The 21,814-nt window shown below is 67.6% G+C and carries 22 protein-coding genes; 14 read left to right on the top strand and 8 right to left on the bottom strand.

The window, feature by feature from the left end:
* Positions 1–61 precede the first annotated feature (61 nt).
* Complete coding sequence (locus AC3WTC_RS08210; protein WP_032977482.1) at positions 62–730, bottom strand: DUF7716 domain-containing protein; 669 nt, start codon at positions 728–730, stop codon at positions 62–64.
* Positions 727–2,145 carry an MFS transporter gene (locus AC3WTC_RS08205; RefSeq protein WP_080149970.1) on the bottom strand — a complete coding sequence of 473 codons (1,419 nt, stop codon included), beginning with the start codon at positions 2,143–2,145 and terminating at the stop codon, positions 727–729. Before AC3WTC_RS08205 ends, AC3WTC_RS08210 begins: the two co-directional genes overlap by 4 nt.
* A gap of 106 nt (positions 2,146–2,251) precedes the next feature.
* On the opposite strand from AC3WTC_RS08205, the gene AC3WTC_RS08200 reads away from it, so the two are divergent.
* On the top strand, positions 2,252–3,136 hold the full coding sequence (locus AC3WTC_RS08200; protein WP_492711280.1) for a LysR family transcriptional regulator: 885 nt from the start codon (positions 2,252–2,254) through the stop codon (positions 3,134–3,136).
* Between the two features lie 178 nt (positions 3,137–3,314).
* Here AC3WTC_RS08200 and pip read toward each other — a convergent pair whose 3' ends face one another.
* Positions 3,315–4,256, bottom strand: a complete 942-nt coding sequence (pip, locus tag AC3WTC_RS08195; protein WP_032977488.1) for a prolyl aminopeptidase — start codon at positions 4,254–4,256, stop codon at positions 3,315–3,317.
* A gap of 49 nt (positions 4,257–4,305) precedes the next feature.
* Positions 4,306–5,163: a peptide chain release factor N(5)-glutamine methyltransferase gene (gene prmC / locus AC3WTC_RS08190; RefSeq protein ID WP_492711267.1), complete on the bottom strand. Its 858-nt coding sequence runs from the start codon at positions 5,161–5,163 to the stop codon at positions 4,306–4,308.
* A gap of 306 nt (positions 5,164–5,469) precedes the next feature.
* Between prmC and ahpC the strand changes: the two genes are divergently transcribed.
* From ahpC to AC3WTC_RS08165, 5 genes are all read left to right on the top strand, one after another.
* Entirely contained in the window at positions 5,470–6,033 is a 564-nt protein-coding gene (gene ahpC, locus AC3WTC_RS08185; protein ID WP_025877950.1) for an alkyl hydroperoxide reductase subunit C, read from the top strand.
* Positions 6,034–6,247: 214 nt separating this feature from the next.
* Positions 6,248–7,840 carry an alkyl hydroperoxide reductase subunit F gene (gene ahpF / locus AC3WTC_RS08180; protein WP_033830402.1) on the top strand — a complete coding sequence of 531 codons (1,593 nt, stop codon included), beginning with the start codon at positions 6,248–6,250 and terminating at the stop codon, positions 7,838–7,840.
* Between the two features lie 80 nt (positions 7,841–7,920).
* On the top strand, positions 7,921–8,886 hold the full coding sequence (locus tag AC3WTC_RS08175) for a LysR substrate-binding domain-containing protein (protein WP_025877947.1): 966 nt from the start codon (positions 7,921–7,923) through the stop codon (positions 8,884–8,886).
* Positions 8,887–9,009: 123 nt separating this feature from the next.
* Complete coding sequence (gene rnk / locus AC3WTC_RS08170; RefSeq protein ID WP_025877946.1) at positions 9,010–9,414, top strand: nucleoside diphosphate kinase regulator; 405 nt, start codon at positions 9,010–9,012, stop codon at positions 9,412–9,414.
* Positions 9,415–9,472: 58 nt separating this feature from the next.
* Positions 9,473–10,429 (top strand): transaldolase, encoded by a 957-nt coding sequence (locus AC3WTC_RS08165; RefSeq protein WP_032977493.1) that lies wholly within the window; start codon positions 9,473–9,475, stop codon positions 10,427–10,429.
* 608 nt (positions 10,430–11,037) lie between these two features.
* Here the strand turns inward: AC3WTC_RS08165 and msrA are convergent.
* Entirely contained in the window at positions 11,038–11,703 is a 666-nt protein-coding gene (msrA, locus tag AC3WTC_RS08160) for a peptide-methionine (S)-S-oxide reductase MsrA (RefSeq protein WP_059066071.1), read from the bottom strand.
* 30 nt (positions 11,704–11,733) lie between these two features.
* Positions 11,734–11,997, bottom strand: a complete 264-nt coding sequence (locus AC3WTC_RS08155) for a putative signal transducing protein (RefSeq protein ID WP_132825899.1) — start codon at positions 11,995–11,997, stop codon at positions 11,734–11,736.
* A gap of 128 nt (positions 11,998–12,125) precedes the next feature.
* Here AC3WTC_RS08155 and AC3WTC_RS08150 point away from each other — a divergent pair, with 128 nt between their 5' ends.
* From AC3WTC_RS08150 to AC3WTC_RS08130, 5 genes are all read left to right on the top strand, one after another.
* Positions 12,126–13,874, top strand: a complete 1,749-nt coding sequence (locus AC3WTC_RS08150; RefSeq protein ID WP_492711266.1) for a glutamine--tRNA ligase/YqeY domain fusion protein — start codon at positions 12,126–12,128, stop codon at positions 13,872–13,874.
* A 177-nt stretch (positions 13,875–14,051) separates the two neighbouring features.
* Positions 14,052–14,783 carry a DUF6348 family protein gene (locus tag AC3WTC_RS08145; protein WP_059066058.1) on the top strand — a complete coding sequence of 244 codons (732 nt, stop codon included), beginning with the start codon at positions 14,052–14,054 and terminating at the stop codon, positions 14,781–14,783.
* A 96-nt stretch (positions 14,784–14,879) separates the two neighbouring features.
* Positions 14,880–15,440 (top strand): nucleoside deaminase, encoded by a 561-nt coding sequence (locus AC3WTC_RS08140; protein WP_033830398.1) that lies wholly within the window; start codon positions 14,880–14,882, stop codon positions 15,438–15,440.
* Positions 15,424–16,491 carry a 23S rRNA (cytidine(2498)-2'-O)-methyltransferase RlmM gene (gene rlmM / locus AC3WTC_RS08135; RefSeq protein WP_492711265.1) on the top strand — a complete coding sequence of 356 codons (1,068 nt, stop codon included), beginning with the start codon at positions 15,424–15,426 and terminating at the stop codon, positions 16,489–16,491. Before AC3WTC_RS08140 ends, rlmM begins: the two co-directional genes overlap by 17 nt.
* Positions 16,491–16,889, top strand: a complete 399-nt coding sequence (locus AC3WTC_RS08130) for an EF-hand domain-containing protein (protein WP_059066056.1) — start codon at positions 16,491–16,493, stop codon at positions 16,887–16,889. Before rlmM ends, AC3WTC_RS08130 begins: the two co-directional genes overlap by 1 nt.
* 274 nt (positions 16,890–17,163) lie before the next feature.
* Here the strand turns inward: AC3WTC_RS08130 and AC3WTC_RS08125 are convergent, their stop codons facing one another.
* Positions 17,164–18,345, bottom strand: coding sequence for a UbiH/UbiF family hydroxylase (locus AC3WTC_RS08125; RefSeq protein ID WP_080149978.1), 1,182 nt, complete (start codon positions 18,343–18,345; stop codon positions 17,164–17,166).
* On the bottom strand, positions 18,342–19,547 hold the full coding sequence (ubiH, locus tag AC3WTC_RS08120; protein WP_492711264.1) for a 2-octaprenyl-6-methoxyphenyl hydroxylase: 1,206 nt from the start codon (positions 19,545–19,547) through the stop codon (positions 18,342–18,344). The genes AC3WTC_RS08125 and ubiH overlap by 4 nt, the downstream gene beginning before the upstream one ends.
* A gap of 107 nt (positions 19,548–19,654) precedes the next feature.
* Between ubiH and AC3WTC_RS08115 the strand changes: the two genes are divergently transcribed.
* The 3 genes from AC3WTC_RS08115 to AC3WTC_RS08105 are packed head-to-tail and all read left to right on the top strand — an operon-like array spanning position 19,655 to position 21,747.
* The gene (locus AC3WTC_RS08115; protein ID WP_025877927.1) at positions 19,655–20,239 is read left to right on the top strand and encodes a hypothetical protein; all 585 of its coding nucleotides are present in this window, start codon (positions 19,655–19,657) and stop codon (positions 20,237–20,239) included.
* 8 nt (positions 20,240–20,247) lie between these two features.
* Positions 20,248–20,802 (top strand): cob(I)yrinic acid a,c-diamide adenosyltransferase, encoded by a 555-nt coding sequence (locus AC3WTC_RS08110; protein WP_025877925.1) that lies wholly within the window; start codon positions 20,248–20,250, stop codon positions 20,800–20,802.
* A gap of 6 nt (positions 20,803–20,808) precedes the next feature.
* Complete coding sequence (locus AC3WTC_RS08105; RefSeq protein WP_492711263.1) at positions 20,809–21,747, top strand: histone deacetylase family protein; 939 nt, start codon at positions 20,809–20,811, stop codon at positions 21,745–21,747.
* Positions 21,748–21,814 lie beyond the last annotated feature (67 nt).

Raw genomic sequence — 21,814 nt, 5'->3', positions numbered from 1 at the left:
GGCGAAAAGAAAGAACGAGGCCGGTTCCCAGTAGATCCACGCCATGCGTGGATGATTTTCGTCAACGCAGCACGGGAACATCCATCCACGGGAACGGTTTGAATCCGCGCACCTGCACGCGGACGCCGATCGCTTCAAAATCGTCCTTGATCGCCTGCGCACGACGCCGATCCAGTGCTTCACCCAGCAACACCGGCAGCGCGCGACAGCGTGCCAGCGCTTCGCCCACCGGAATGTCGAGCAGCTGCGCGACGCGCTGTGCCGCAGCCTTGACCTGTTCGCCCGCACACGCCAGCGTCAACTCGAACGCGGCGAAGATGCCCGGCCCGACACCGGCTGCGCGCGCAGCGTCCTGCTCGGCGGCACCCGCCTCGCCCAGCGCTTCATCGACACCGTCCACCTGCAGGAAGGCGTCGTACTCGGCGTAGTACGCCAGCGCTTCGGCGTAATCCTGCAGGGATGAGAGCGGACGCTGGCGCTTCTGCACATCCAGTACGTCAGCGAACGTGGCCGGTTCCAGGCAGGCCGACAGGCCCAGCGCCTGCACGGCCTCGGGCACTTCACCGTCATCATCGAACGCGGCGTCTTCATCTGCCGGCAACCAGAAACGCGCCGCCAGCAGATCGCCCTCGCTGGCATGCACCCAGCCGAACGACGCCCATACGTCGTGGTCGTCATTGCAGGCGGCAAACGCGTCCAGCGTCTGGCGAAGATCAAGCAGTGCAATCATGCGTCGTTGGGCAGCGCGTCGGGAGAGCTGCAGTCTACCCGTGCCGGACGCAGGCCCAGCGCGACGACCACGCCGAGCGCGGCGAACAGCGCTGCGCCGTACTGTGCATTGATCATGCCCTGCAGGGCATCAGGACTGGTTGCCGCCTGCGTGCCGCGTGCGGCGTTGGCCACCATTACCAGTACTGCCAGTCCCAACGCGCCACCGATCTGCTGTGCGGTAGCCGCCATGCCGGACGCCACACCCTGCTGCGGCCCCGGAACGCCCTGCCCGGCCACGATCCACATCGCCGTCCAGCTCATGCCCTGGCCCACGCTGAGCACCACGATGCCCGGCAGCAGCGGCCAGTAGCTGGCGCCGTGCGGCATCGCCAGCGCCACCGCGGTGATGCCGATGGCACCGGCAGCGAAGCCCCAGGCCAGCACCTGCCGTGGCGAACGGCGCTGCAGCATGCGCTCGGCAATGCGGATGCCGAAGGTGCACACCAGCGTCGGCAGCAGGAAGGCCATGCCGGCCTGCAGCGGGCTCCAGCCATAGCCATCCTGGAAGTACAGCGCCAGGAAGTAGTACTGCACGCCATAGCTGCTCATGAACGCGAAGGTCAGGCCGAGTGCTGCACGCAGGCCGGGCAGGCGCAGCAGCGCGAACTGCATCAGCGGGTCGCGGCTGCGCTTTTCGATCTGTACGAACACCGTCAGCAGCACGGCTGACAGCAATAGGCAGATGAGCGTGGCCGGCGCGGTCCAGCCCCATTCCGGCCCCTGCACCAGGGTGGTGACCAGCAGGCTGCCGCCGGCGGTGACGGTGAGGCAACCGGCCAGATCGAAGGAACGGCCGCGCACGCGCGGGCCATCGGCCGGCAGCCACGCGCCCGCGGCGACGGCACAGGCGGCGGCCAACGGCACGATCACCGCCAGCACCGCCGGCCAGCCGAACGCCTGGGTCAGCACGCCGCCCAGCAGCGTTCCCAACGCGAGGCCCGCCGCGCTGGCCATGCTCCAGATTGCCAGCGCGCGGTTGCGCAACGGGCCTTCTGCATACAGCGTATTGATCAGGGCCAGGGTGGCCGGAAACAGCAGCGCCGCACCGATGCCCTGCGCCGCACGTGCCACGATCAGCAGCGTGGCATTGGGCGCCAGCGCACCCAGCAGCGAGGCCAGCGCGAACAGCAGCATGCCCAGCCGGTAGAAGCGGCGGCGGCCCAGCAGATCGGCCGCACGCCCGCCCAGCAGCAGGCTGCCGCCAAAGGCCACCGTATAGGCGCTGACCACCCACTGCAGCTGCTGCGCATTGATCTGCAGCGCGCGGCCCATGTCGTGCAGGGCGACGAAGATGATGGTGGCGTCCAGAGCGATGATCAGCTGCGCGGTGGCCAGCAGGGTCAGCGCCCAGCGCGGGTATTTCAGGGGAGGCATGCGGCGCCCGGTTCTGAGGGGGGACGGCAGTCTCATTGATGCAGGTTAATCAATAAACCCCCTCAACGCGATTTCTGTCATGATTTTCCGCATGAATGGATCCTCGATGGACCTCAACGCGGTGCGCATGCTGGTGCAGGTAGCTGAGGCGCGCAGCTTCACCGTCGCCGCCGGCCAGCTCGGCTTGAGCCAGTCCGGGCTGTCACGCGCGATCGGCCGGCTGGAAGCCTCGCTGGGGGTAAAGCTGCTGCAGCGGAATACGCGCAATGTCGCGCTGACCCCGGATGGCCAGCAGTTCGTCGAGCAGGTGGGACCGTTGCTGTGCGGGATGGAAGACGCAGAGCGGCTGCTGGCCGACCGCCCCTGCACGCCATCGGGCACGTTGAAGATCAGCGCGCCGTCGATGTTCGGGCGCAAGGTGCTGGTGCCGTTGCTGGGACCGTTGCTGCAGCAGCATCCGCAGCTGCAGGTGGAAGCGGTGCTCAGCGACCGCCTGGTGGATCTGGTGGAGGAAGGCTTCGACGCCGCCCTGCGCACCGGCACCATCGCCGACCAGCGCATGGTGGCGCGTCCGTTGAAGCCACTGCGCTGGGTGACCGTGGCCAGCCCGGCGTACCTGGCCGCGCAGGGTGAGCCGGCCGATGTGGCGGCATTGCAGAACCATGCCTGCCTGGCGGTGCGCAACCTGCGCAGCGGCCGGCTGGTGGACTGGCAGTTCCTGCAGGACGGGCAGCTGCGCGAGGTCACGCCGCCGACGCGGATGGTGTTTGATTGCGGCGACCCGTTGGTGGAGGCAGCGATTGCGGGCATCGGCATCGTGCAGGTGATGGATTTCGCGGTGGCCGACGCGTTGGCCGATGGCCGCCTGCAGCGCGTGCTGCAGCCGTTTGAAGGCCGCAGCCGCGCGCTGTCGTTGATCTACCCGCCCTCGCGCCAGCACTCACCCAAACTGCAGGTGCTGGCCGAAGCGTTGTTGGGCGGGGATTGGTAGATCCACGCCGCGCGTGGATGAGCGTTTCAACGCAAAAGCAGCCAGGCATGGCCTGGCTCTACTGGGCCGTGGTAGATCCACGCCATGCGTGGATGAGCGTTTCAACGCAAAAGCCGCCGGGCATGGCCCGGCGCTACCGGTAAGGCGTTGCCGGCCAGCGGCCGGCACTACCCCACGATCAGGCGAAACTATCGGTGGCACGCACCAGCGCGTCGACGTTCTCGGCTTCGAACGCCGAATGCCCCGAGGCCGGGGTGATCTCAAGCTTCGCCTTCGGCCACACCTTGGTCAGGTCCCAGGCATTGGCCAGCGGGCAGACCACGTCGTAGCGGCCGTGCACGATCACGCCCGGGATGTCGGCGATGCGGTGCGCGTCGCGCAGCAGCTGGTCTTCCACCTCGAAGAAACCACCGTTGACGAAGTAGTGGTTCTCGATGCGGGCAAACGCCAGCGCGAAGTGCGGGTCTTCATGGCTGTTGATGAAGTCGTCGTCCACGTGCAGGAAGCTGGTCGCGCCTTCCCACACCGCCCAGGCCTTGGCCGCGTCCAAGCGCGTTGCTTCGTCTTCGCTGGTCAGGCGGCGATGGAAGGCCGAAATCAGGTCGTGGCGTTCCACCGCCGGAATCGGCTTGAGGTAGTGCTCCCACGCATCCGGGAACAGGCGGTTGGCGCCTTCCTGGTAGAACCATTCCAGCTCCCAGCGGCGCAGCATGAAGATGCCGCGCAGCACCAGTTCGGTCACGCGCTGCGGATGGGTCTGCGCATAGGCCAGCGCCAGGGTCGAGCCCCAGCTGCCACCGAACACCTGCCAGCGATCGACCTTGAGGTGCTCGCGCAGCTTCTCGATGTCGGCCACCAGGTCCCAGGTGGTGTTGTCCACCAGATCGGCATGCGGGGTGGAACGACCGGCACCGCGCTGGTCGAACAGGATGATGCGGTACTTGGCCGGGTCGTGGAACTGGCGCATCTTGTCGCTGCAGCCGCCGCCGGGCCCACCATGCAGCATCACCACCGGCTTGCCGTCCGGGTTGCCGCACTGTTCGAAGTACAGCGTGTGGCGGTCGTCGACCTTCAGGGTGCCGACGTCGTAAGGGGTGATGGCGGGGTACAGCGTACGCATGCTTGCAGCTCCGTGGTGGTGCCCTGCCCTTGGCAGGAGAACCCCCATTCTAGGCCGGTCGCCGGCCCAGGGTGACCCGGTCGCGCTGCTCCAGGTCCTGCACGGTCTGCACGTCGATGTAGCCGGCCTGCTCGAACAGCGCGCCGATGGCATCGCCCTGGTCCCAGCCGTGCTCGATCAGCAGCCAGCCGCCGGGCTGCAGGTGGTCGCCGCCGCCGACGATGATGCGACGTATGTCGTCCAGCCCATCGATGCCCGAGGCCAGCGCCGTGGTCGGCTCGAAGCGCAGATCGCCCTGTTGCAGGTGCGGGTCGTCGCTGGCGATATAGGGAGGATTGCTGGCGATCAGGTCGAAGCGTTCACCGTGCAGCGGCGCGTACCAGTCGTGACCACCTTCGGCAAAACGCACGTTGCCCAGCTCGTGGCGCGCGGCGTTTCGGGCCGCCACCGCCAGCGCAGCGGAACTGGCGTCGGTGGCCAGCACCTGCGCCTGCGGTCGTTCGCTGGCCAGGGCCAATGCAATCGCGCCGCTGCCGGTGCCAAGATCGGCCAACCGCAGTGCACGGTCCGGCGGCAGGCGCTCCAGCGCCAGTTCCACCAGCAGTTCGGTTTCCGGGCGCGGAATCAGGGTGGCGGGGTCGACTTCCAGATCGAGGGTCCAGAAACCACGACGGCCGGTCAGGTAGGCCACCGGCTCGCCCGCGAGGCGACGACCCAGCAAGGCCTCGAACGCGGCCTGCTCGGCGGCGGGCAGTGGATCGGTGGCGTGCGCGAACAACCAGCTGCGCGGTCGCTGAAGCACATGCAGCAGCAGCAGCTCCGCTTCATGACGGGCCTCTACGCCCCCCAGGCGGCCGCTGGCGTCGGCCACGACCTGGCGCAGGGACGGTTCGGAATCGGCGGGCATGGCAGGCACTGGCGCGGGCGGTGGGCCCGCAATTGTAGAGTCTGGATACCGTTCAGGTTCGCTGGGGCGGGATTCGCTGCGGTGGGATATGAGAGACCTATCGACCGTTTTCCGCAGCCGCTGATGATTTCCCTTGTCATACAGCGGGTTGCAGGATGCAGGTGGCCTGATTCATTGCCGGCTCAGCGCACATCAATAGACTTCATCTATCAAATAGATGTAATCAATGCATTGTCCTTATCGAAATGGAACCAGTAACCTAGGTCCTGTCGATTCACCCACTCCCCTTCACCCAGAGGAAAAACGATGTCCCTGATCAACACCCAGATCCAGCCGTTCGAAGCCAACGCTTACCTGAATGGCGAGTTCATCAAGGTCTCCGACAGCACCCTGAAGGGCCAGTGGTCGGTCCTGATCTTCATGCCGGCAGCCTTCACCTTCAACTGCCCGACCGAGATCGAAGACGCCGCTGACCATTACGCCGAATTCAAGAAGGCCGGCGCCGAGGTCTACATCGTCACCACCGACACCCACTTCTCGCACAAGGTCTGGCACGAAACCTCGCCGGCCGTGGGCAAGGCCCAGTTCCCGCTGGTCGGCGACCCGACCCACCAGCTGACCCGCGCCTTCGGCGTGCACATCGAAGAAGAAGGCCTGGCCCTGCGCGGCACCTTCATCATCAACCCGGAAGGCGTGATCAAGACCCTGGAGATCCACTCCAACGAGATCGCCCGTGACGTCTCCGAGACCCTGCGCAAGCTGAAGGCTGCCCAGTTCACCGCCGCCAACCCGAACCAGGTCTGCCCGGCCAAGTGGAAGGAAGGCGAGAAGACCCTGACCCCGTCGCTGGACCTGGTCGGCAAGATCTAAAGCAGCACCGGCCTGCCGCAGCCCCACGCTGCGGCGCGCCCATCCCCGTGCCGGCCACATCGCCGGCGTGGGGGTGAACCCAAGACGGCCGCGCCCGCATCGCCCCTTCCACAGGTCCGCGCTGCCCTCTTGGGTTCACCCCTACCCCCTCGCTGGTCCGCTACCTTCTACAGCGGTGCCACGCCCCCGTTTTGCCTGAAGCCAGGAGAAGACCATGTTGGACGCCAACCTGCAGTCGCAGCTGAAGACCTATCTGGAGCGCGTGACCCGCCCGATCCAGATCACCGCGCATGCCGACGACGGTGCCAAGTCGCAGGAGATGCTGGAACTGCTGCAGACCCTGGAAAGCCTGTCGGACAAGATCTCGCTGCAGGTGCTGCGCGACGGCCAGGGCCGCGTGCCGTCCTTCGACCTGGGCACGCCGGGCCAGGACATCCACCTGACCTTCGCCGGCCTGCCGATGGGCCACGAGTTCACTTCGCTGGTGCTGGCCCTGCTGCAGGTCGGCGGGCATCCGTCCAAGGCCACTGCCGAGCTGATCGAGCAGGTGCAGAACCTGGAAGGCGACTACCGGTTTGAAACCTATTTCTCGCTGTCCTGCCAGAACTGCCCGGACGTGGTGCAGGCACTGAACCTGGCCGCGGTGCTCAACCCGCGCATCCAGCACGTGGCCATCGACGGCGCGCTGTTCCAGGAGGAAGTCGAGCAGCGCGAGATCATGTCGGTGCCGACCGTCTACCTCAACGGCGCGGTGTTCGACCAGGGCCGCATGACCCTGGAGCAGATCGTGGCCAAGCTGGACACCAACGCCAGCAAGCGCGATGCCGAGAAGATCGCCGCCAAGGACGCCTTCGACGTGCTGGTGGTCGGTGGTGGCCCGGCCGGCGCTGCTGCGGCGATCTATGCCGCGCGCAAGGGCATCCGTACCGGCATCGCCGCCGAGCGTTTCGGTGGCCAGGTGCTGGACACCATGGCGATCGAGAACTTCATTTCGGTGAAGGAGACCGAAGGCCCGAAGCTGGCCACGGCGCTGGAACAGCATGTGCGCGAGTATGAAGTCGACATCATGGACCTGCAGCGCGCCAGTGCGCTGGTGCCCGCTGGCGAAGACGGCCTGGTGCAGGTGCAGCTGGAAAACGGCGCGGTGTTGAAGTCGCGCTCGGTGATCCTGTCCACCGGCGCGCGCTGGCGGCAAATGAACGTGCCCGGCGAAGACCAGTACCGCAACAAGGGCGTGGCGTACTGCCCGCACTGCGACGGCCCGCTGTTCAAGGGCAAGCGCGTGGCGGTGATCGGTGGCGGCAATTCCGGCGTTGAAGCGGCCATCGACCTGGCCGGCATCGTGTCGCATGTGACCCTGCTGGAGTTCGATTCCAGCCTGCGTGCCGACGAAGTGCTGCAGAAGAAGCTGCGCAGCCTGGCCAATGTCACCGTGCTGACCAGCGCGCAGACCACCGAAGTGCTGGGCGACGGCAGCCGCGTCACCGGCCTGGTCTACAAGGACCGTGTCGGCGGCGACTCCCATCGCGTCGAACTGGAAGGCATCTTCGTGCAGATCGGCCTGCTGCCGAACACCGAATGGCTGAAGGACACCGTGGCCCTTTCGCCGCGTGGCGAGATCGTCATCGATGACCGCGGGCAGACCAATCTGCCGGGTGTGTTCGCCGCGGGCGATTGCACGACGGTACCCTACAAGCAGATCATCATCGCGATGGGCGCCGGTTCGACCGCCGCACTGAGCGCTTTCGATCACCTGATCCGCTCCTCGGTTCCCAAGAGCAGCGGTGCGGTGGCCGAAGCGGCCTGATCCAACGTTCCCAGGCCATCGGGAGCACCATCAACCGGCTGGGCACGCCCTGCCGGTGCAGTACCCCGAGAGGTCTGAGGATGAACCTGCGTGACCTGAAATACCTGGTGGCCCTGGCCGATCACAAGCACTTCGGCCGGGCCGCCGCCTCCTGCTTCGTCAGCCAGCCCACGCTGTCGACCCAGATCCGCAAGCTGGAAGAGGAACTGGGCCTGCCGCTGGTGGAACGCGCACCGCGCAAGGTGATGTTGACCCCCGCCGGCCACGAAGCGGCCGCGCGGGCACGGGTGATCGTGGCCGAAGTGGAGCAGCTGAAGGAAGCGGCGCGACGCAGCCGCGATCCCGAAGCGGGCACGGTGCGCCTGGGGATCTTCCCCACCTTGGGCCCGTATCTGTTGCCGCACGTGATTCCGCGCATCCGCACGCGCTTCCCCGAGCTGGAACTGCTGCTGGTGGAGGAAAAGAGCGATGTGCTGCTGGAGCGCCTGCGCGAAGGCAGGCTCGACGCCGCGCTGTTGGCACTGCCGGTGATCGACGACCAGCTGCACGCCGAATTCCTGTTCGAGGAACCGTTCCTGCTGGCCGTATCCGGCCGCCACCCGCTGGCCACGCGCGAGCATCTGGACGTACAGGAACTGGCCACGCAGAAGCTGCTGCTGCTGGAAGACGGCCACTGCCTGCGTGACCAGGCGCTGGAAGTCTGTCGCCTGTTCGGCGCCAACGAAAAATCCGAATTCCGCGCCACCAGCCTGGAAACGCTGCGACAGATGGTCGCCGCCGACGTGGGCATCACCCTGCTGCCCAGCCTGTCGGTACAGCCGCCGGTGCCGCGCTCGAACAACATCCGCCTGCTCGACTTCGTCGGCGAGGGCCGTCCCAGCCGTCGCATCGCCATGATCTGGCGGCGCAGCTCGGCAATGAACGAGTTCCTGATGGAGCTGGCCGAGCAGTTCAAGCGCCTGCCCGATGCGCTGTTCACGCTGGAGGCGCTGGCCCCGCCAAGCGGCGATGCTGCCACCCCGCCCACGCCGGTGCTGAACGGCTGAGACACCGCAGCCGGGCATCGAAACCGGCGGGAGTCGATTCCGGCCGCATTTGTCCCCACAATACAGTCAGGCGGCGCCAGCAGGTGCCGCCTTTTGCATGGCTTTCAACCAAGGAGCGTCACCATGAACACCGCCAGCGGCCTTCCGCCGTCGATCACTGTTTCCACCCTCGACATGGACCGCCTGGACGCCATGCTCGAATCCCCGGCACACAGCCAGACGCCGGCCGCGCGTACGCTTGCCGACGAGCTCAACCGCGCAACCGTGTTGCCGCCAGACCAGATTCCCGAAGGCATCGTCATGATGCATTCGCGCGTGGAGTGCGAAGATGAAGTGTCGGGCGAGAAGCATGTCCTGACCCTGGTCTTCCCCCGCGAAGCCAATGTCGATGAAGGCAAGGTGTCTGTGCTGGCGCCCGTCGGCAGCGCCCTGCTTGGCCTGGCCGTTGGCCAGAGCATCGACTGGACCGCCCCGGGCGGCCGCAAGCTGCGGCTGCGCGTGAGCGCGGTCCACAACGACCGTCCCTGACCTGCGCTGCGAACCGCGCGCGATCAGTTTCCCTGCAATCCCCGCACCAGGAGCCGTAATGAGTACCCCGTCCAAACTGTCCCAGCTGCGCGAACTGTCCGTGGTCGTTGCCGATACCGGTGACTACGAGGCGATCAAGCGCCTGCAGCCGGTGGACTGCACCACCAATCCGACCCTGGTGAAGAAGGCGCTGGACCTGCCGGTCTATGCGGAACTGATCGAACGCGAACTGGCCTGGGGCCGCCAGCAGGGCGGCGACCGCGAGGCCGTGGTGCACGCCGTGGCCGACCGCCTGACCATCGGCGTCGGTGCGCTGCTGAGCACGCTGGTGCCGGGCCGCGTCTCCACCGAAGTGGATGCCGACCAGGCCCACGACACCGCCGCGACCGTGGCCAAGGCCCGTCAGTTCATCCAGATGTATGCCGATGCCGGCGTGCCGCGCGAGAAGATCCTGATCAAGATCGCTGCGACCTGGGAAGGCGTGGAAGCCGCGCGCGTGCTGCAGGCCGAAGGTATCGACTGCAACCTGACCCTGATCTTCAACCCCACCCAGGCGCTGGCCTGCAGCGAAGCCGGTGCGTTCCTGATCTCGCCGTTCGTCGGCCGCATCCTGGACTGGTACGTGGCCAACGGCCAGACCCCGGCGAACATCGACGAGGACCCGGGCGTGGTGTTCGTGCGTGGGGTGTATGCCGAATTCAAGCGCCGCGGTTCGCCGACCGTGGTGATGGGCGCCTCGTTCCGTTCGACCGCGCAGATCGAAGCGCTGGCCGGCTGCGACCGCCTGACCATTTCGCCGGACCTGCTTGAGAAGCTCGACGCCGACCACGGCGCGCTGCCGCGCAAGCTGGTGGCCGGTGCCGCTGAAGCGGTGCAGGTGACGCCGATCGACGCGGCAAAGTTCGCAGCCGACCTGGCCGCCGATCCGATGGCGACCGAGAAGCTGGCGACCGGTATCGATGCGTTTGCCAAGGATCTGCAGGCGCTGCGCGAGCGCATTCGCTCGGAACTGTGATTCCAGCCAACGGCTGAGCCCCTCGTGGCGGGGGCTTGGTCGCGAACTGCATGAAGCAACAGCCGCGCTTGGCCGGGCGGGTTGGGTTCGCGGGAGACGCCGTGAATCCGTCCCTGGAGGCTTGGCCGCCGCATCCATGCGGCGGACACTCCCGCGAACCCAACCCGCCCGCCCTCTGACAGTTTCCTGCGGCGGTCCGCCACGGAAGAAAGAAAAGAAGAGCAGAAGCGGGTCGCGCGCTGCGCTTGCTCGCAAGCAAACAAACAAAAAGGACGCGGCGAACGCCGCGTCCTTTTTGTTTTCCATCAGTTCGTCAGTAACCCATGCTCTTGCCCACCGTCACCGGGAAACGGTCGGGGGCGGGGCGGTGTGGGTTGGCAGGACCGTTGGCGCCATGGATGGCGCCATCGAGCCCCCATGGGTGAGGGCGCTTTGCTTGCGAAGCACTGCTTCGCAAGCGCCCGAACGCACAGCCGCCAGCGGCTGGGCTGGACCCCGGAGGGGGGTTCACGGCGTGTCCTGCCAACCCACACCGCCCCGCCCAACCCACAGAAACCCAGAGCCGCTTTGGCTTTGGCTTCTGCCCGCCGCAGGCGGACCACCGCGCGTCAGCGCGGCACCTCCACATCCAACCCGATCGGGCAGCTCACGCCGGTACCGCCAATGCCGCAGTAGCCGTTCGGGTTCTTGGCCAGGTACTGCTGGTGATAGTCCTCGGCGTAGTAGTACGTCGGTGCCGGATACACGATCTCGGTGGTGATCGGGCCATACCCCGCTGCAGCCAGCTGCGCCTGGTAGGCCTCGCCACTGGCCAGCGCCGCGGCGTACTGGGCCTCGTCGGTGGCGTGGATCGCCGAACGGTACTGGGTGCCGGTGTCGTTGCCCTGGCGCATGCCCTGGGTCGGGTCGTGGCTTTCCCAGAACAGCTGCAGCAGCCGCTCCAGGCTGACAACCGCCGGGTCGAACACCACCTGCACCACCTCGGTGTGGCCGGTCAGGCCCGAGCAGACCTCTTCATAGGTGGGGTTCGGGGTGATTCCACCGGCATAGCCCACCGAGGTGCTGTACACGCCCGGCTCGTTCCAGAATTTGCGCTCGGCGCCCCAGAAGCAGCCCAGCGCGAAGCGGATCTGCTGCAGGCCGGCGAAACGGTCCTTCAACGGATGGCTGTTCACGAAGTGCTGGTTGCTGTGCAGCGGCAGCGGCTGGTCGCGGCCCGGCAAAGCCTCTTCCGGGCGCGGCAGGCGCTGCTTGAAGGCCCCGATGCCGAGGATGCCCTGTCCGATTCCCAACATGATGCGCTCCTACGCCGGAAGCCCGGCAATGTCGTCGGCATCTGAAATGGGGGCGTCTGCGGCGTGGCCCAAGTCCAGCGCCGCCACGATCTCTTCGGCCTGTGCCCGCGCGGCGTCGGGGATACCGACCCGCAGCACGCCGAACAGCGGCAGCTCGCCCATGCCGCCCAGCAGCGACTCGCCGAACACGAACGCCGGGATGCCGGCGTCTTCCAGCGCGTGCTTGACCAGGTGGGCGTCGAACAGATTGTCGGCCTTGTACACGATGTGCATGCGGCAGCTCCGTGGGACAGGATTCCAGCATACGCCCGGGGGCTGAATGGTGCCGCTGCGCTCGCCGGGCAGCCCTTCCCGGTAAGCGTTAGACTGTCAATCTTTCTGCCTTTCTCTTTCGCCGACTCATGTCAGAGCACACCCCCGCCAGCCCCGAGACCCCCGCCGACAGCCACGAGAAGCGCGATTTCATCCGCCAGATCGTGCGCGAGGACCTGGCCAGCGGTAAGCACCAGGCGATCAAGACCCGCTTCCCGCCCGAGCCGAACGGCTACCTGCACATCGGCCATGCCAAGTCGATCTGCCTGAACTTCGGCGTCGCCGGCGAGTTCGGCGGCGTCTGCAACCTGCGTTTCGACGACACCAACCCGGCCAAGGAAGACCCGGAGTACGTGGCCGCGATCCAGGACGACGTGCGCTGGCTGGGCTTTGAGTGGAACGAGCTGCGCCATGCGTCGGATTACTTCGACGCCTACTACCTGGCCGCCGAGAAGCTGATCGCCGACGGCAAGGCCTACGTCTGTGACCTGTCGGCCGAGGAAGTGCGCGCCTACCGCGGCACCCTGACCGAACCGGGCCGGCCCTCGCCGTGGCGCGACCGCAGCGTCGAGGAAAACCTGGACCTGTTCCGCCGCATGCGCGCCGGTGAATTCCCCGATGGCGCGCGCACCGTGCGCGCCAAGATCGACATGGCCAGCGGCAACATCAACCTGCGCGATCCGGCCCTGTACCGCATCAAGCACGTCGAACACCAGAACACCGGCAACGCCTGGCCGATCTACCCGATGTATGACTTCGCCCATGCACTGGGCGATTCGATCGAAGGCATCACCCACTCGCTGTGCACGCTGGAGTTCGAAGACCACCGCCCGCTGTACGACTGGTGCGTGGATAACGTCGACTTCGCCCACGATGACGCGCTGACCCAGCCGCTGGTCGACGCCGGCCTGCCGCGCGAAGCGGCCAAGCCGCGCCAGATCGAGTTCTCGCGCTTGAACATCAACTACACGGTGATGAGCAAGCGCAAGCTGATGGCGCTGGTCACCGAACAGCTGGTGGACGGCTGGGAAGACCCGCGCATGCCGACCCTGCAGGGCCTGCGTCGCCGTGGCTACACGCCGGCGGCGATGCGCCTGTTCGCCGAGCGCGTGGGCATCAGCAAGCAGAATTCGCTGATCGATTTCAGCGTGCTGGAAGGCGCGTTGCGCGAAGACCTGGACAGCGCCGCGCCGCGCCGCATGGCCGTGGTCGACCCGGTCAAGCTGGTGCTGACCAACCTGGCCGACGGCCACGAAGAGCAGCTGACTTTCAGCAACCACCCGAAGGACGAAAGCTTCGGTACCCGCGAAGTGCCGTTCGCACGTGAAGTGTGGATCGACCGCGAGGACTTTGCCGAAGTGCCGCCGAAGGGCTGGAAGCGCCTGGTTCCCGGTGGCGAAGTGCGCCTGCGCGGCGCCGGCATCATCCGCTGCGATGAAGTGATCAAGGATGCCGACGGCACCATCACCGAACTGCGCGGCTGGCTGGATCCGGAGTCGCGTCCGGGCATGGAAGGCGCCAACCGCAAGGTCAAGGGCACCATCCACTGGGTCAGCGCGGTGCACGGCGTGCCGGCCGAGATCCGCCTGTATGACCGCCTGTTCTCGGTGCCGAACCCGGACGATGAATCGGAAGGCAAGACCTACCGCGATTACCTCAATCCGGAATCACGTCGCACCGTCATCGGCTATGTCGAGCCGGCAGCTGCCACCGCGGCGCCGGAACTGTCGTTCCAGTTCGAGCGCACCGGCTACTTCGTTGCCGACCGCCGCGACCACACCGCAGCCAAGCCGGTGTTCAACCGCAGCGTGACCCTGCGCGACACCTGGTCGGCCTGAGCACCTGCGCGGGCGCCGCACAGGCGCCCGCGTCATCCCGGCGAGTGCCCCATCCCGTGAAGCCGCATCGCCGACCAGCGGACGCGGCCCGGCCGTGCTGCGCACGTGGAACGCACTGCCGCTGTGCAGCGGATACCGCCATCATCGTCCGTTCTTTCCTACCCATCAGGCCCTGCCATGTCCGCCGCCCCGAGTGCACTTCTGCCGCTGCTGCAACAGGTCCTGCTGGGCCGTGACATCGCCTGCACCGTCGAGGACGACGGACTGCTGCTCGACAGTGGCCTGCACCTGACACCGCACGGTGTCGCCAGCAACGAACGCGACAACGGCGGCTGGCAGACCTCCACCGTCATCGAGACCCGTCACGCAGGCTTGTTCGCCGATGGCCTGTTCGAATACCAGCACGCCAATGGCGCAACCGAACAGGAATCCCTGCTGTCCGGCTTCGAGACCTGGGTGCGGGTGGATCTGGCGACCCTGCAGGCCGCCATCGGCGCTGAAGACGCACCGGATCTGCCGATGATGGGACTGACCTACCCGACCAACGAAGACGGCCGGGAACACGAGCGCACCGTGGTGCTGGGACCGCTGGCCCATTACCGCGCCCGCGAACTGGACGACGCTGCTGCGTGCAGCGAAGACGACCACGGCTCCTGCCCCTGCTGCCTGTTCACCAGGAGCATCGACGCCTTCGACGATCTGCTGAAGGCTCATCACTTCCTGGCCATTCGCCTGTTCGCTTCGCGCGACGAGCAGGGCCAGTGCGAAGCCGACTGCCGGGTCAACGGCCATGACTTCGCCCCTGCCCTGCCGCTGCTGCGCGCCTATGCTGCGCGCTGGCCGCAGGCGGGGCTGGAATTCCGCAAGCAGTACGTGGTGATCCGCACCGGCTCACCCTCAGCGGCCTGAATCCAGCGCGCACGCCCGGTACATGCCACTGCCGCTACACTGCGCGCCGACATCTGTTGCACCTGTTCCTTTCACTCCCAACGAGGCACCCCCGCGATGCTGTACGCGCAAGTCCACCTGACCCTTCCCGCCTGGATCCACGACCAGATCGACCTGGATCGTCGATATCCGGGCGACGAGGCCAAGGTCGCGCTGGCGATCGAGCTGTCGCGGCTGAACGTCGACCACGCCAGTGGCGGCCCGTTCGGCGCCGTGGTGTTCGGGCCGGATGACAAGGTGATCGCTGCCGGCGTGAACCGGGTGATGCCGCATTCGACCTCGCTGGCGCACGCCGAGAACATGGCCTACATGCTGGCCCAGCAGCGCCTGCAGACCCCGCGCCTGAACGCGGTGCTGTCGCCGATCACCCTGGCCACCAGCTCGCAGCCGTGCTGCCAGTGCTACGGCGCCACCGTGTGGGCCGGCATCGACCGCCTGCTGATCGGCGCCAGTTCGGCCGACGTGGAAGAACTGACCCCGTTCGATGAAGGCCCGCTGCCGGCCGACTGGGTGGGCGAGCTCAACAAGCGCGGCATCGAAGTGGTGCAGGGCCTGAACCGCGATGCGGCGCGCAGCGTGCTGCGTGCCTATGGGGAAAGCGATGGCGCCCGTTACTGAGGCCGGCATCGGCCTGCTGTGCCTGTGCCGGCAGGGCTTCGAGCCCGAGCTGGCCGGCGAACTGCAGTTCCGCGCAGGCACCGCCGGTTTTGCCGGTTACGCCCGTACCCAGCGCAACGACGGCTACGTGCTCTTCATGTGCGATGAAGCCGCAGCGCTTGCACCGCGACTGCCGTGGCGCGAGCTGATCTTCGCCCGCCAGAAGCTGGTGGTGCTGGCCGAGCTGCCGCAGCTGGACCCGGCCGACCGCATCACGCCGATGCTGGACGTGCTGGCCGATGCGCCGCGCTTCGGTGATCTGTGGGTGGAGCATCCCGATTCGGACGCCGGCAAACCGCTGTCCGGGCTCGCGCGTGCCTTCGGCAATGCCCTGCGCCCGGCGCTGCGCAAGGCCGGCAAACTCAGCGACAAACCCAACGCACGCTTGCCGCGCCTGCACGTGGTGTTCGTCGATGGCACGCATGCCTTCATCTGCGTGGCCAACCCGGACGACAGTGCACCCTGGGCGTTGGGCATTCCGCGCCTGAAGCTGTTGCCCGACGCACCCTCGCGCTCGGCATTGAAGCTGGACGAGGCACTGCTGACCCTGCTTGCCCCGGAAGAACGCGAAGCGCTGGTGCGTCCGGGCATGCGTGCGGCCGACCTGGGCGCGGCACCCGGCGGCTGGACCTGGGTACTGACCCGCCAGCACGTGCATGTGCTGAGCATCGACAACGGCCCGCTGCGCCAGCACGTGCTGGACACCGGCCTGGTCGAACACCTGCGCGCCGATGGTTTCCATTGGCACCCGGAGCAGCCGCTGGACTGGATGGTCTGCGACATGGTCGAGCAGCCGCGTCGCGTCGCCGAACGCATGGCCACCTGGTTCCGCGAGGGCTGGTGCAGGCACGCGATCTTCAACCTGAAGCTGCCGATGAAGAAGCGCTGGGATGAAACCCGCCTGTGCCTGGACCTGTTCCAGGAGCAGGCTGGCAAGCCGCTGGTGGTACGTGCCAAGCAGCTGTACCACGACCGTGAGGAAATCACGGTGCTGGCGTCGCCGCTGCGCTGATGAACACCCTGCGCATATCCCTGCTGCTGTGTACCGCGGTGCTGGCGTCGCCGGCACTGGCACAACCGGCGCGCCCGCAGCCGGCACAAAGTGCTCCGCTGCGCGATGACAGTGGCGTGGTCCGACAGCAGTCACTGTCGGCCGGCCGCGTGACCGGCAGCGTCGACATCGTGGTGCCGCTGGGCGAAACCCCGGTAACGGTGCGCTCGCTGGCGCCGGCCAGCGTGGTCGGCCAGTACCGCATCCATTTCGCCGAGCTGGACGTGAACGCTGATGGTTTCATCAGCCGTGACGAAGCACTGGCCAATCCGGCGCTTTCCGATGAGTTCAACGCATTGGACAGCAAGCGTCGCGGCAAGCTGGACCGCGCTGACCTTGCCGGTTGGCTGATCGATTGACCCGATTCCGGTAGCGCCGGGCCACGCCCGGCGGGATCGGTGAACCGCGCTACGCGCTCGCCGGGCATGGCCCGGCGCTACCGGCGGATGATCCGGGGCTCGCGCGCCAACCAAGGTTGGCGTCTACAGAAGCGATTCGCTGCAGACCGGCATGACCCGCTTTTGGTAGGTGCCAACCTTGGTTGGCACAAGCCCGGAAGGCCCTCACTCCAGCTGGGGCGAGGATGCCCGATCGACGCGCCAACCGAGGTTGGCATGTACCAGGGCCTCGCCGTCACACCCCTGCGGCGCGCTTCCAGAAGGCCTGCACAAGCGGCGGCCACTTGCCTACGCAGCCCAGCGCGCGCCCACGCGCCAGGGTCAGGTGCATCTCGTCGTTGGAGAACAGCCGGTTGATCGCGTCGAAGCTGTAGGCGGCGATCTGGTTGTCGCTGCGACGCTCACGCGCCCAGCGCTGCACGCGCTGCGGCGACAACCGGGGTTGTCCACGCCGTTCGGCCGACGGCGCCAGCCAGTGCTGCAGGGCGGCGACATCGCGCAGGCCAAGATTGACACCCTGCCCGGCCAGCGGATGCACCACGTGGGCGGCATCGCCCAGCGCCAGCACGCGACCGGCCACGTAGTGGCGGGCAAGCTGCCGGCGCAGCGGGAAGGCCGCGCGCGGCGAGGCCAGCCGCAGTTCACCCAGGCGCGCGGCGAAAGCGCGGGTCAGTTCACGATTGAATGCGTCTTCGTCCAGGGCCAGTACGCGTGCCGCCTCGTCGTCGGGCAACGTCCAGACGATGGAACTGCGGCGCTCGGCCACCGGCAACAGCGCCAGCGGACCGGTCGGCAGGAAGCGCTGCCAGGCCGTGGCCTGGTTGGGCAGCTCGCTGTCCACATAGGCGACTACACCGCGCTGCTGGTAGTCGTGGCGTTCAACGTCGATCCCGGCCAGTCCGCGCAGGGTCGATTCAGCGCCGTCGGCAGCCACCGCCAGTGCGGCTTCGATGCGACGGCCATCATCCAGGCGCAGGCGCACAGCGTGCTCGTCCTGCTCAAGCGCTTCCACCCGCGCCGGGCAATGCAGCTCCACGCCAGCTGCCGGCAGCGCCGCCCACAGGCGATCCTGCAGCAAGCCGTTCTCGACGATGAAACCCAGCTCGCGTCGGCCGAAGCGATCGGCGTCGAACAGCAGGTCGTCGCCACCGGCCGCGTCCCACACCTGCATGCGCCGGTATGGCCAGGCGCGTGCCTGCGCGATCGTCGGCCACACGCCGAGACGCTCAAGCAACTGCACGTTGTCGGCGGCGAAGGCGAACACCCGCAGATCCGGCTGTGCGGCCTGCCATGGTGCCGGTTCACGCCCTTCCACCAGCGTTACGGCAAGGCCGGCATCGGCCAGCGCCAGCGCACAGGCGGCGCCGACCACACCGCCGCCAACGATGGCCACGTCCAGGCGTGCGCGCCGGTTCATGCGGCTTCTCCACGGCACAGGCGCGGCACATCGCCACGGAAGCCCATCGCACCACCAACCAGCATCGACTGCACCGAGGCGCGCTGTGCGGCCACCAGGCCCAGGCTGCGCAGGGGGCGCAGCAGCGGCGCCGGATTGCTGGTCAGCCGGGCAAGACCGCCGGAGAACGCCACCGTCTGCCGTCGATCTTCTTCGCGGCGGTCCACGTAGGATCGCAACAGTGCATCGCTGCCGGCATCGCCCTCCACTTCCAGCAGCTCGGCCAACGTCAATGCGTCGCGCAGGCCGAGGTTGAAACCCTGCGCACCCAGCGGGTGGATGGTCTGCGCGGCATTGCCCAGCAGCACCGAGCGCTCCCCCACCAGCGCGCGCGCCAGTACCTGGATCAGCGGATAGGCACTGCGCGGGCCGGAGTCGAGCAGGCGGCCCGCCCGCCAGCCGATGGCCTGCTGCAGGCGCTGCAGCCAGGCGGTGTCGTCCAGCGCCATCACCGCCTCGGCCTGGTCACGGGCAACCCCGTGCACAGTACCGAAATGGCGGTCGCCACGCGGCAGCAACGCCGTCGGGCCGGTATCGGTGAAACGCTCCCAGGCGGTGCCATCGGGCGCGCGCTGGCTGCGCACGCGGGCCACGAACAGCGTCTGCTGGAAGTCGTGGCGATCAACGTCGATGCCCAGCGCATCGCGCACGCCGCTGCTGGTGCCGTCGGCACCGACCACCAGCCGCGCCAGCAGCACCCGCTCGCCACTGTCATCGGCCACCCGCACCTGGCGGTAGCCGTCAATCACCTCGCCCAGGCCAAGGAAACGCATCGGCCGGTAGCGGCGCAGCCGTGACAACTCCTGTAGCCGGCTTTCCAGCGCCTGGCCGAAATCACGCGCCACCACCACCTGGCCGAACCATGGCCGGTCGTACTCTGCGGCATCGAGCTGCACCCGGCCGAAATCGCCGGCGCGGCTGACATGGATGCGGCGGATCGGACCGGGCGCCATCGACAGCTTCTGCATGACCCCCAGCACGGTCAGCGCGTTGATCGTGGCGGCGGCAAAACTGAGGTTGCGCTGGTCGAACACCGCCGGCAGTTCCCCGGCCGGGCTGGCTTCGAGCAGGCCCACGTCGCGGCCCAGGCGGTCCAGGGCGATGGCCAGGCTGGCACCCACCAGACCGCCACCGACGATCAGCACGTCATGTCGTTCACTCATGGGCGCATGATACGCGCTCGCCGCGCCGGCATGCCCCACGCCGCCCCGCCTGCGCCAAGCGCCGCGCCGGGCTAGAATGAAACCTGAATCCGCTCCGGCCCACCGCCATGTCCGACTCCGCCCCCCGCGCCTTCGTCCTGTCAGTGCTCGTGCTGTTGCTGGCGGCGACCCGCGTCAATCACTTCGCGGCAATCCCGGACGCCTCCTGGGCGGTGTTCTTCATCGGCGGCTTCTATCTCGCCCGCTGGACCCGCTGGGCGTTTCCGCTGCTGATGGTGTTCGCGGTGCTGGTCGACTGGATCGTGATCCGCAGCAGCGGCCTCGACTTCTGGCAGCACTACTGCGTATCGCCGGGCTACTGGCTGCTGTTGCCGGCCTACTTCGCGATGTGGGCCGGCGGCATGTTGCTGGGCCGCAACTACCGCAGCGCGCAGTGGTCGGTGCTGGGCAAGGGTGCCTTGCTGCTGGTGGCGTCGGTGGCGCTGTGCCATCTGCTGGCGCAGGGCGGTTTCTACTGGACCAGCCAGAACGTGGCCGAGCCGACCGTGGCCGGATGGGCACAGAACTACGCCCAGTGGTTCGGCCCCTACCTGCGCACCACCGCGATCTACGTGGCCCTGGCCGCCGCACTGCAGCTGGCCGTGGAGCAGGTGCTCAAGCTCCTGCAGGCCCGCCGCGACATCCACCACTGAGCCACGCCATGGGTCATCGCCTCTCGCGCATCTACACCCGCACCGGCGACGACGGCAGCACCGGCCTGGGTGACGGCAGCCGGGTCGGCAAGGATGACCTGCGTGTTGCGTCCTATGGCACCGTCGATGAAGCCAACGCCACGCTCGGCCTGTTGTTGGCCGTGCCGCTGCCGGAGGACGTCCGCGCGCTGGTGGTGCACCTGCAGCACCAGCTGTTCGATCTGGGCGCCGAACTGTGCATTCCCGGCCATGCGGCGATCCACGCCGCTGATGTGTCGGCGCTGGAGCAGCAGCTGGACCACTACAACGCCGACCTGCCGATGCTGAAGGAGTTCATCCTGCCGGCCGGTGGCGAGGCCGCCGCGCGCTGCCACCTGGCGCGCACCGTGGTCCGCCGCGCCGAGCGCGACACGGTCGCCCTGGCCCGCGTGGAACCGGTACGCAGCGAGGCGCTGCAGTACCTCAACCGGCTGTCAGACCTGCTGTTCGTGCTGGCCCGGGTGCTGGCACGGGCCGATGGCCACGGCGAAGCGCTGTGGCAACCACAGCATCGCCAGCGCTGAGCCGCCGTGCTGGTCTTCACCCATCCCGCCTGCCTGCTGCACGACCCGGGCCCTGGCCATCCTGAATGCCCGCAACGCCTGCAGGTGGTGCTCGACGCGCTGCACGAGGCCTTCCCCGGCCAACTGGATTGGCGCGAAGCGCCGCCGGCCAAGTTCGGTGAACTGACCCGGGTCCACGACAGCGCGCTGCTGGATCTGGTACTGCAACCGCAGAGCGCACCGCTGCGCCAGCTGGACATGGACACCTGGACCTCGCCGGGCTCGGCCAGCGCCGCGGTGCACGCCGCCGGCGCAGGTGTCGCGGCCGTCGATGCGGTGATGCTGGGCGAGGATCCGCTGGCCTTCTGCGCGGTGCGCCCGCCCGGCCACCATGCCACCAGCAGCACCGCGATGGGCTTCTGCCTGCTCAACAACATCGCCATCGCCGCCGCCTACGCCCGCGACCGCCACGGTCTGGAGCGGATCGCAGTGGTCGACTTCGACGTCCACCACGGCAACGGCACCCAGGACATCTTCCAGCACGACGCACGGGTGTCCTACTACAGCACCCACCAGGCCGGGCTGTTCCCCGAGTCCGGCCTGCGCCGTGACCGCGGCGCCGGCAACCTGATGAACATCCTGCTGCCGCCCGGCAGTGGCGGCTTCCGCTTCCGCAACGTCTGGGCCGACGAGATGCTGCCGGCGATCGACGACTTCCGCCCCCAGCTGCTGCTGATCTCGGCAGGCTTCGACGCCCACCTGCGCGACCCGCAGGCCGACCTGATGCTGGAGACCGACGATTTCGCCTGGATCATCCGCGAACTGCACGCGCTGGCACGCCGCCATGCCGCCGGCCGGGTGGTGTCGATGCTGGAGGGAGGATACGACCTGCAGGCCTTGGCCGAGTGCAGCGTGGCCCACCTGCAGGCACTGATGGCGACGCCTTCCGGCAACGGGCCTGGATGAACCCGAACCGGCAATCCGGGGAGGCCTTCATTGCCCCTATGCAAGGGATGGGGCAAGCTACCGTCCG

The sequence above is a fragment of the Stenotrophomonas sp. FW305-C-20-S1 genome (assembly GCF_058783335.1).
This window is presented reverse-complemented; position numbering and strand designations above follow the sequence as displayed.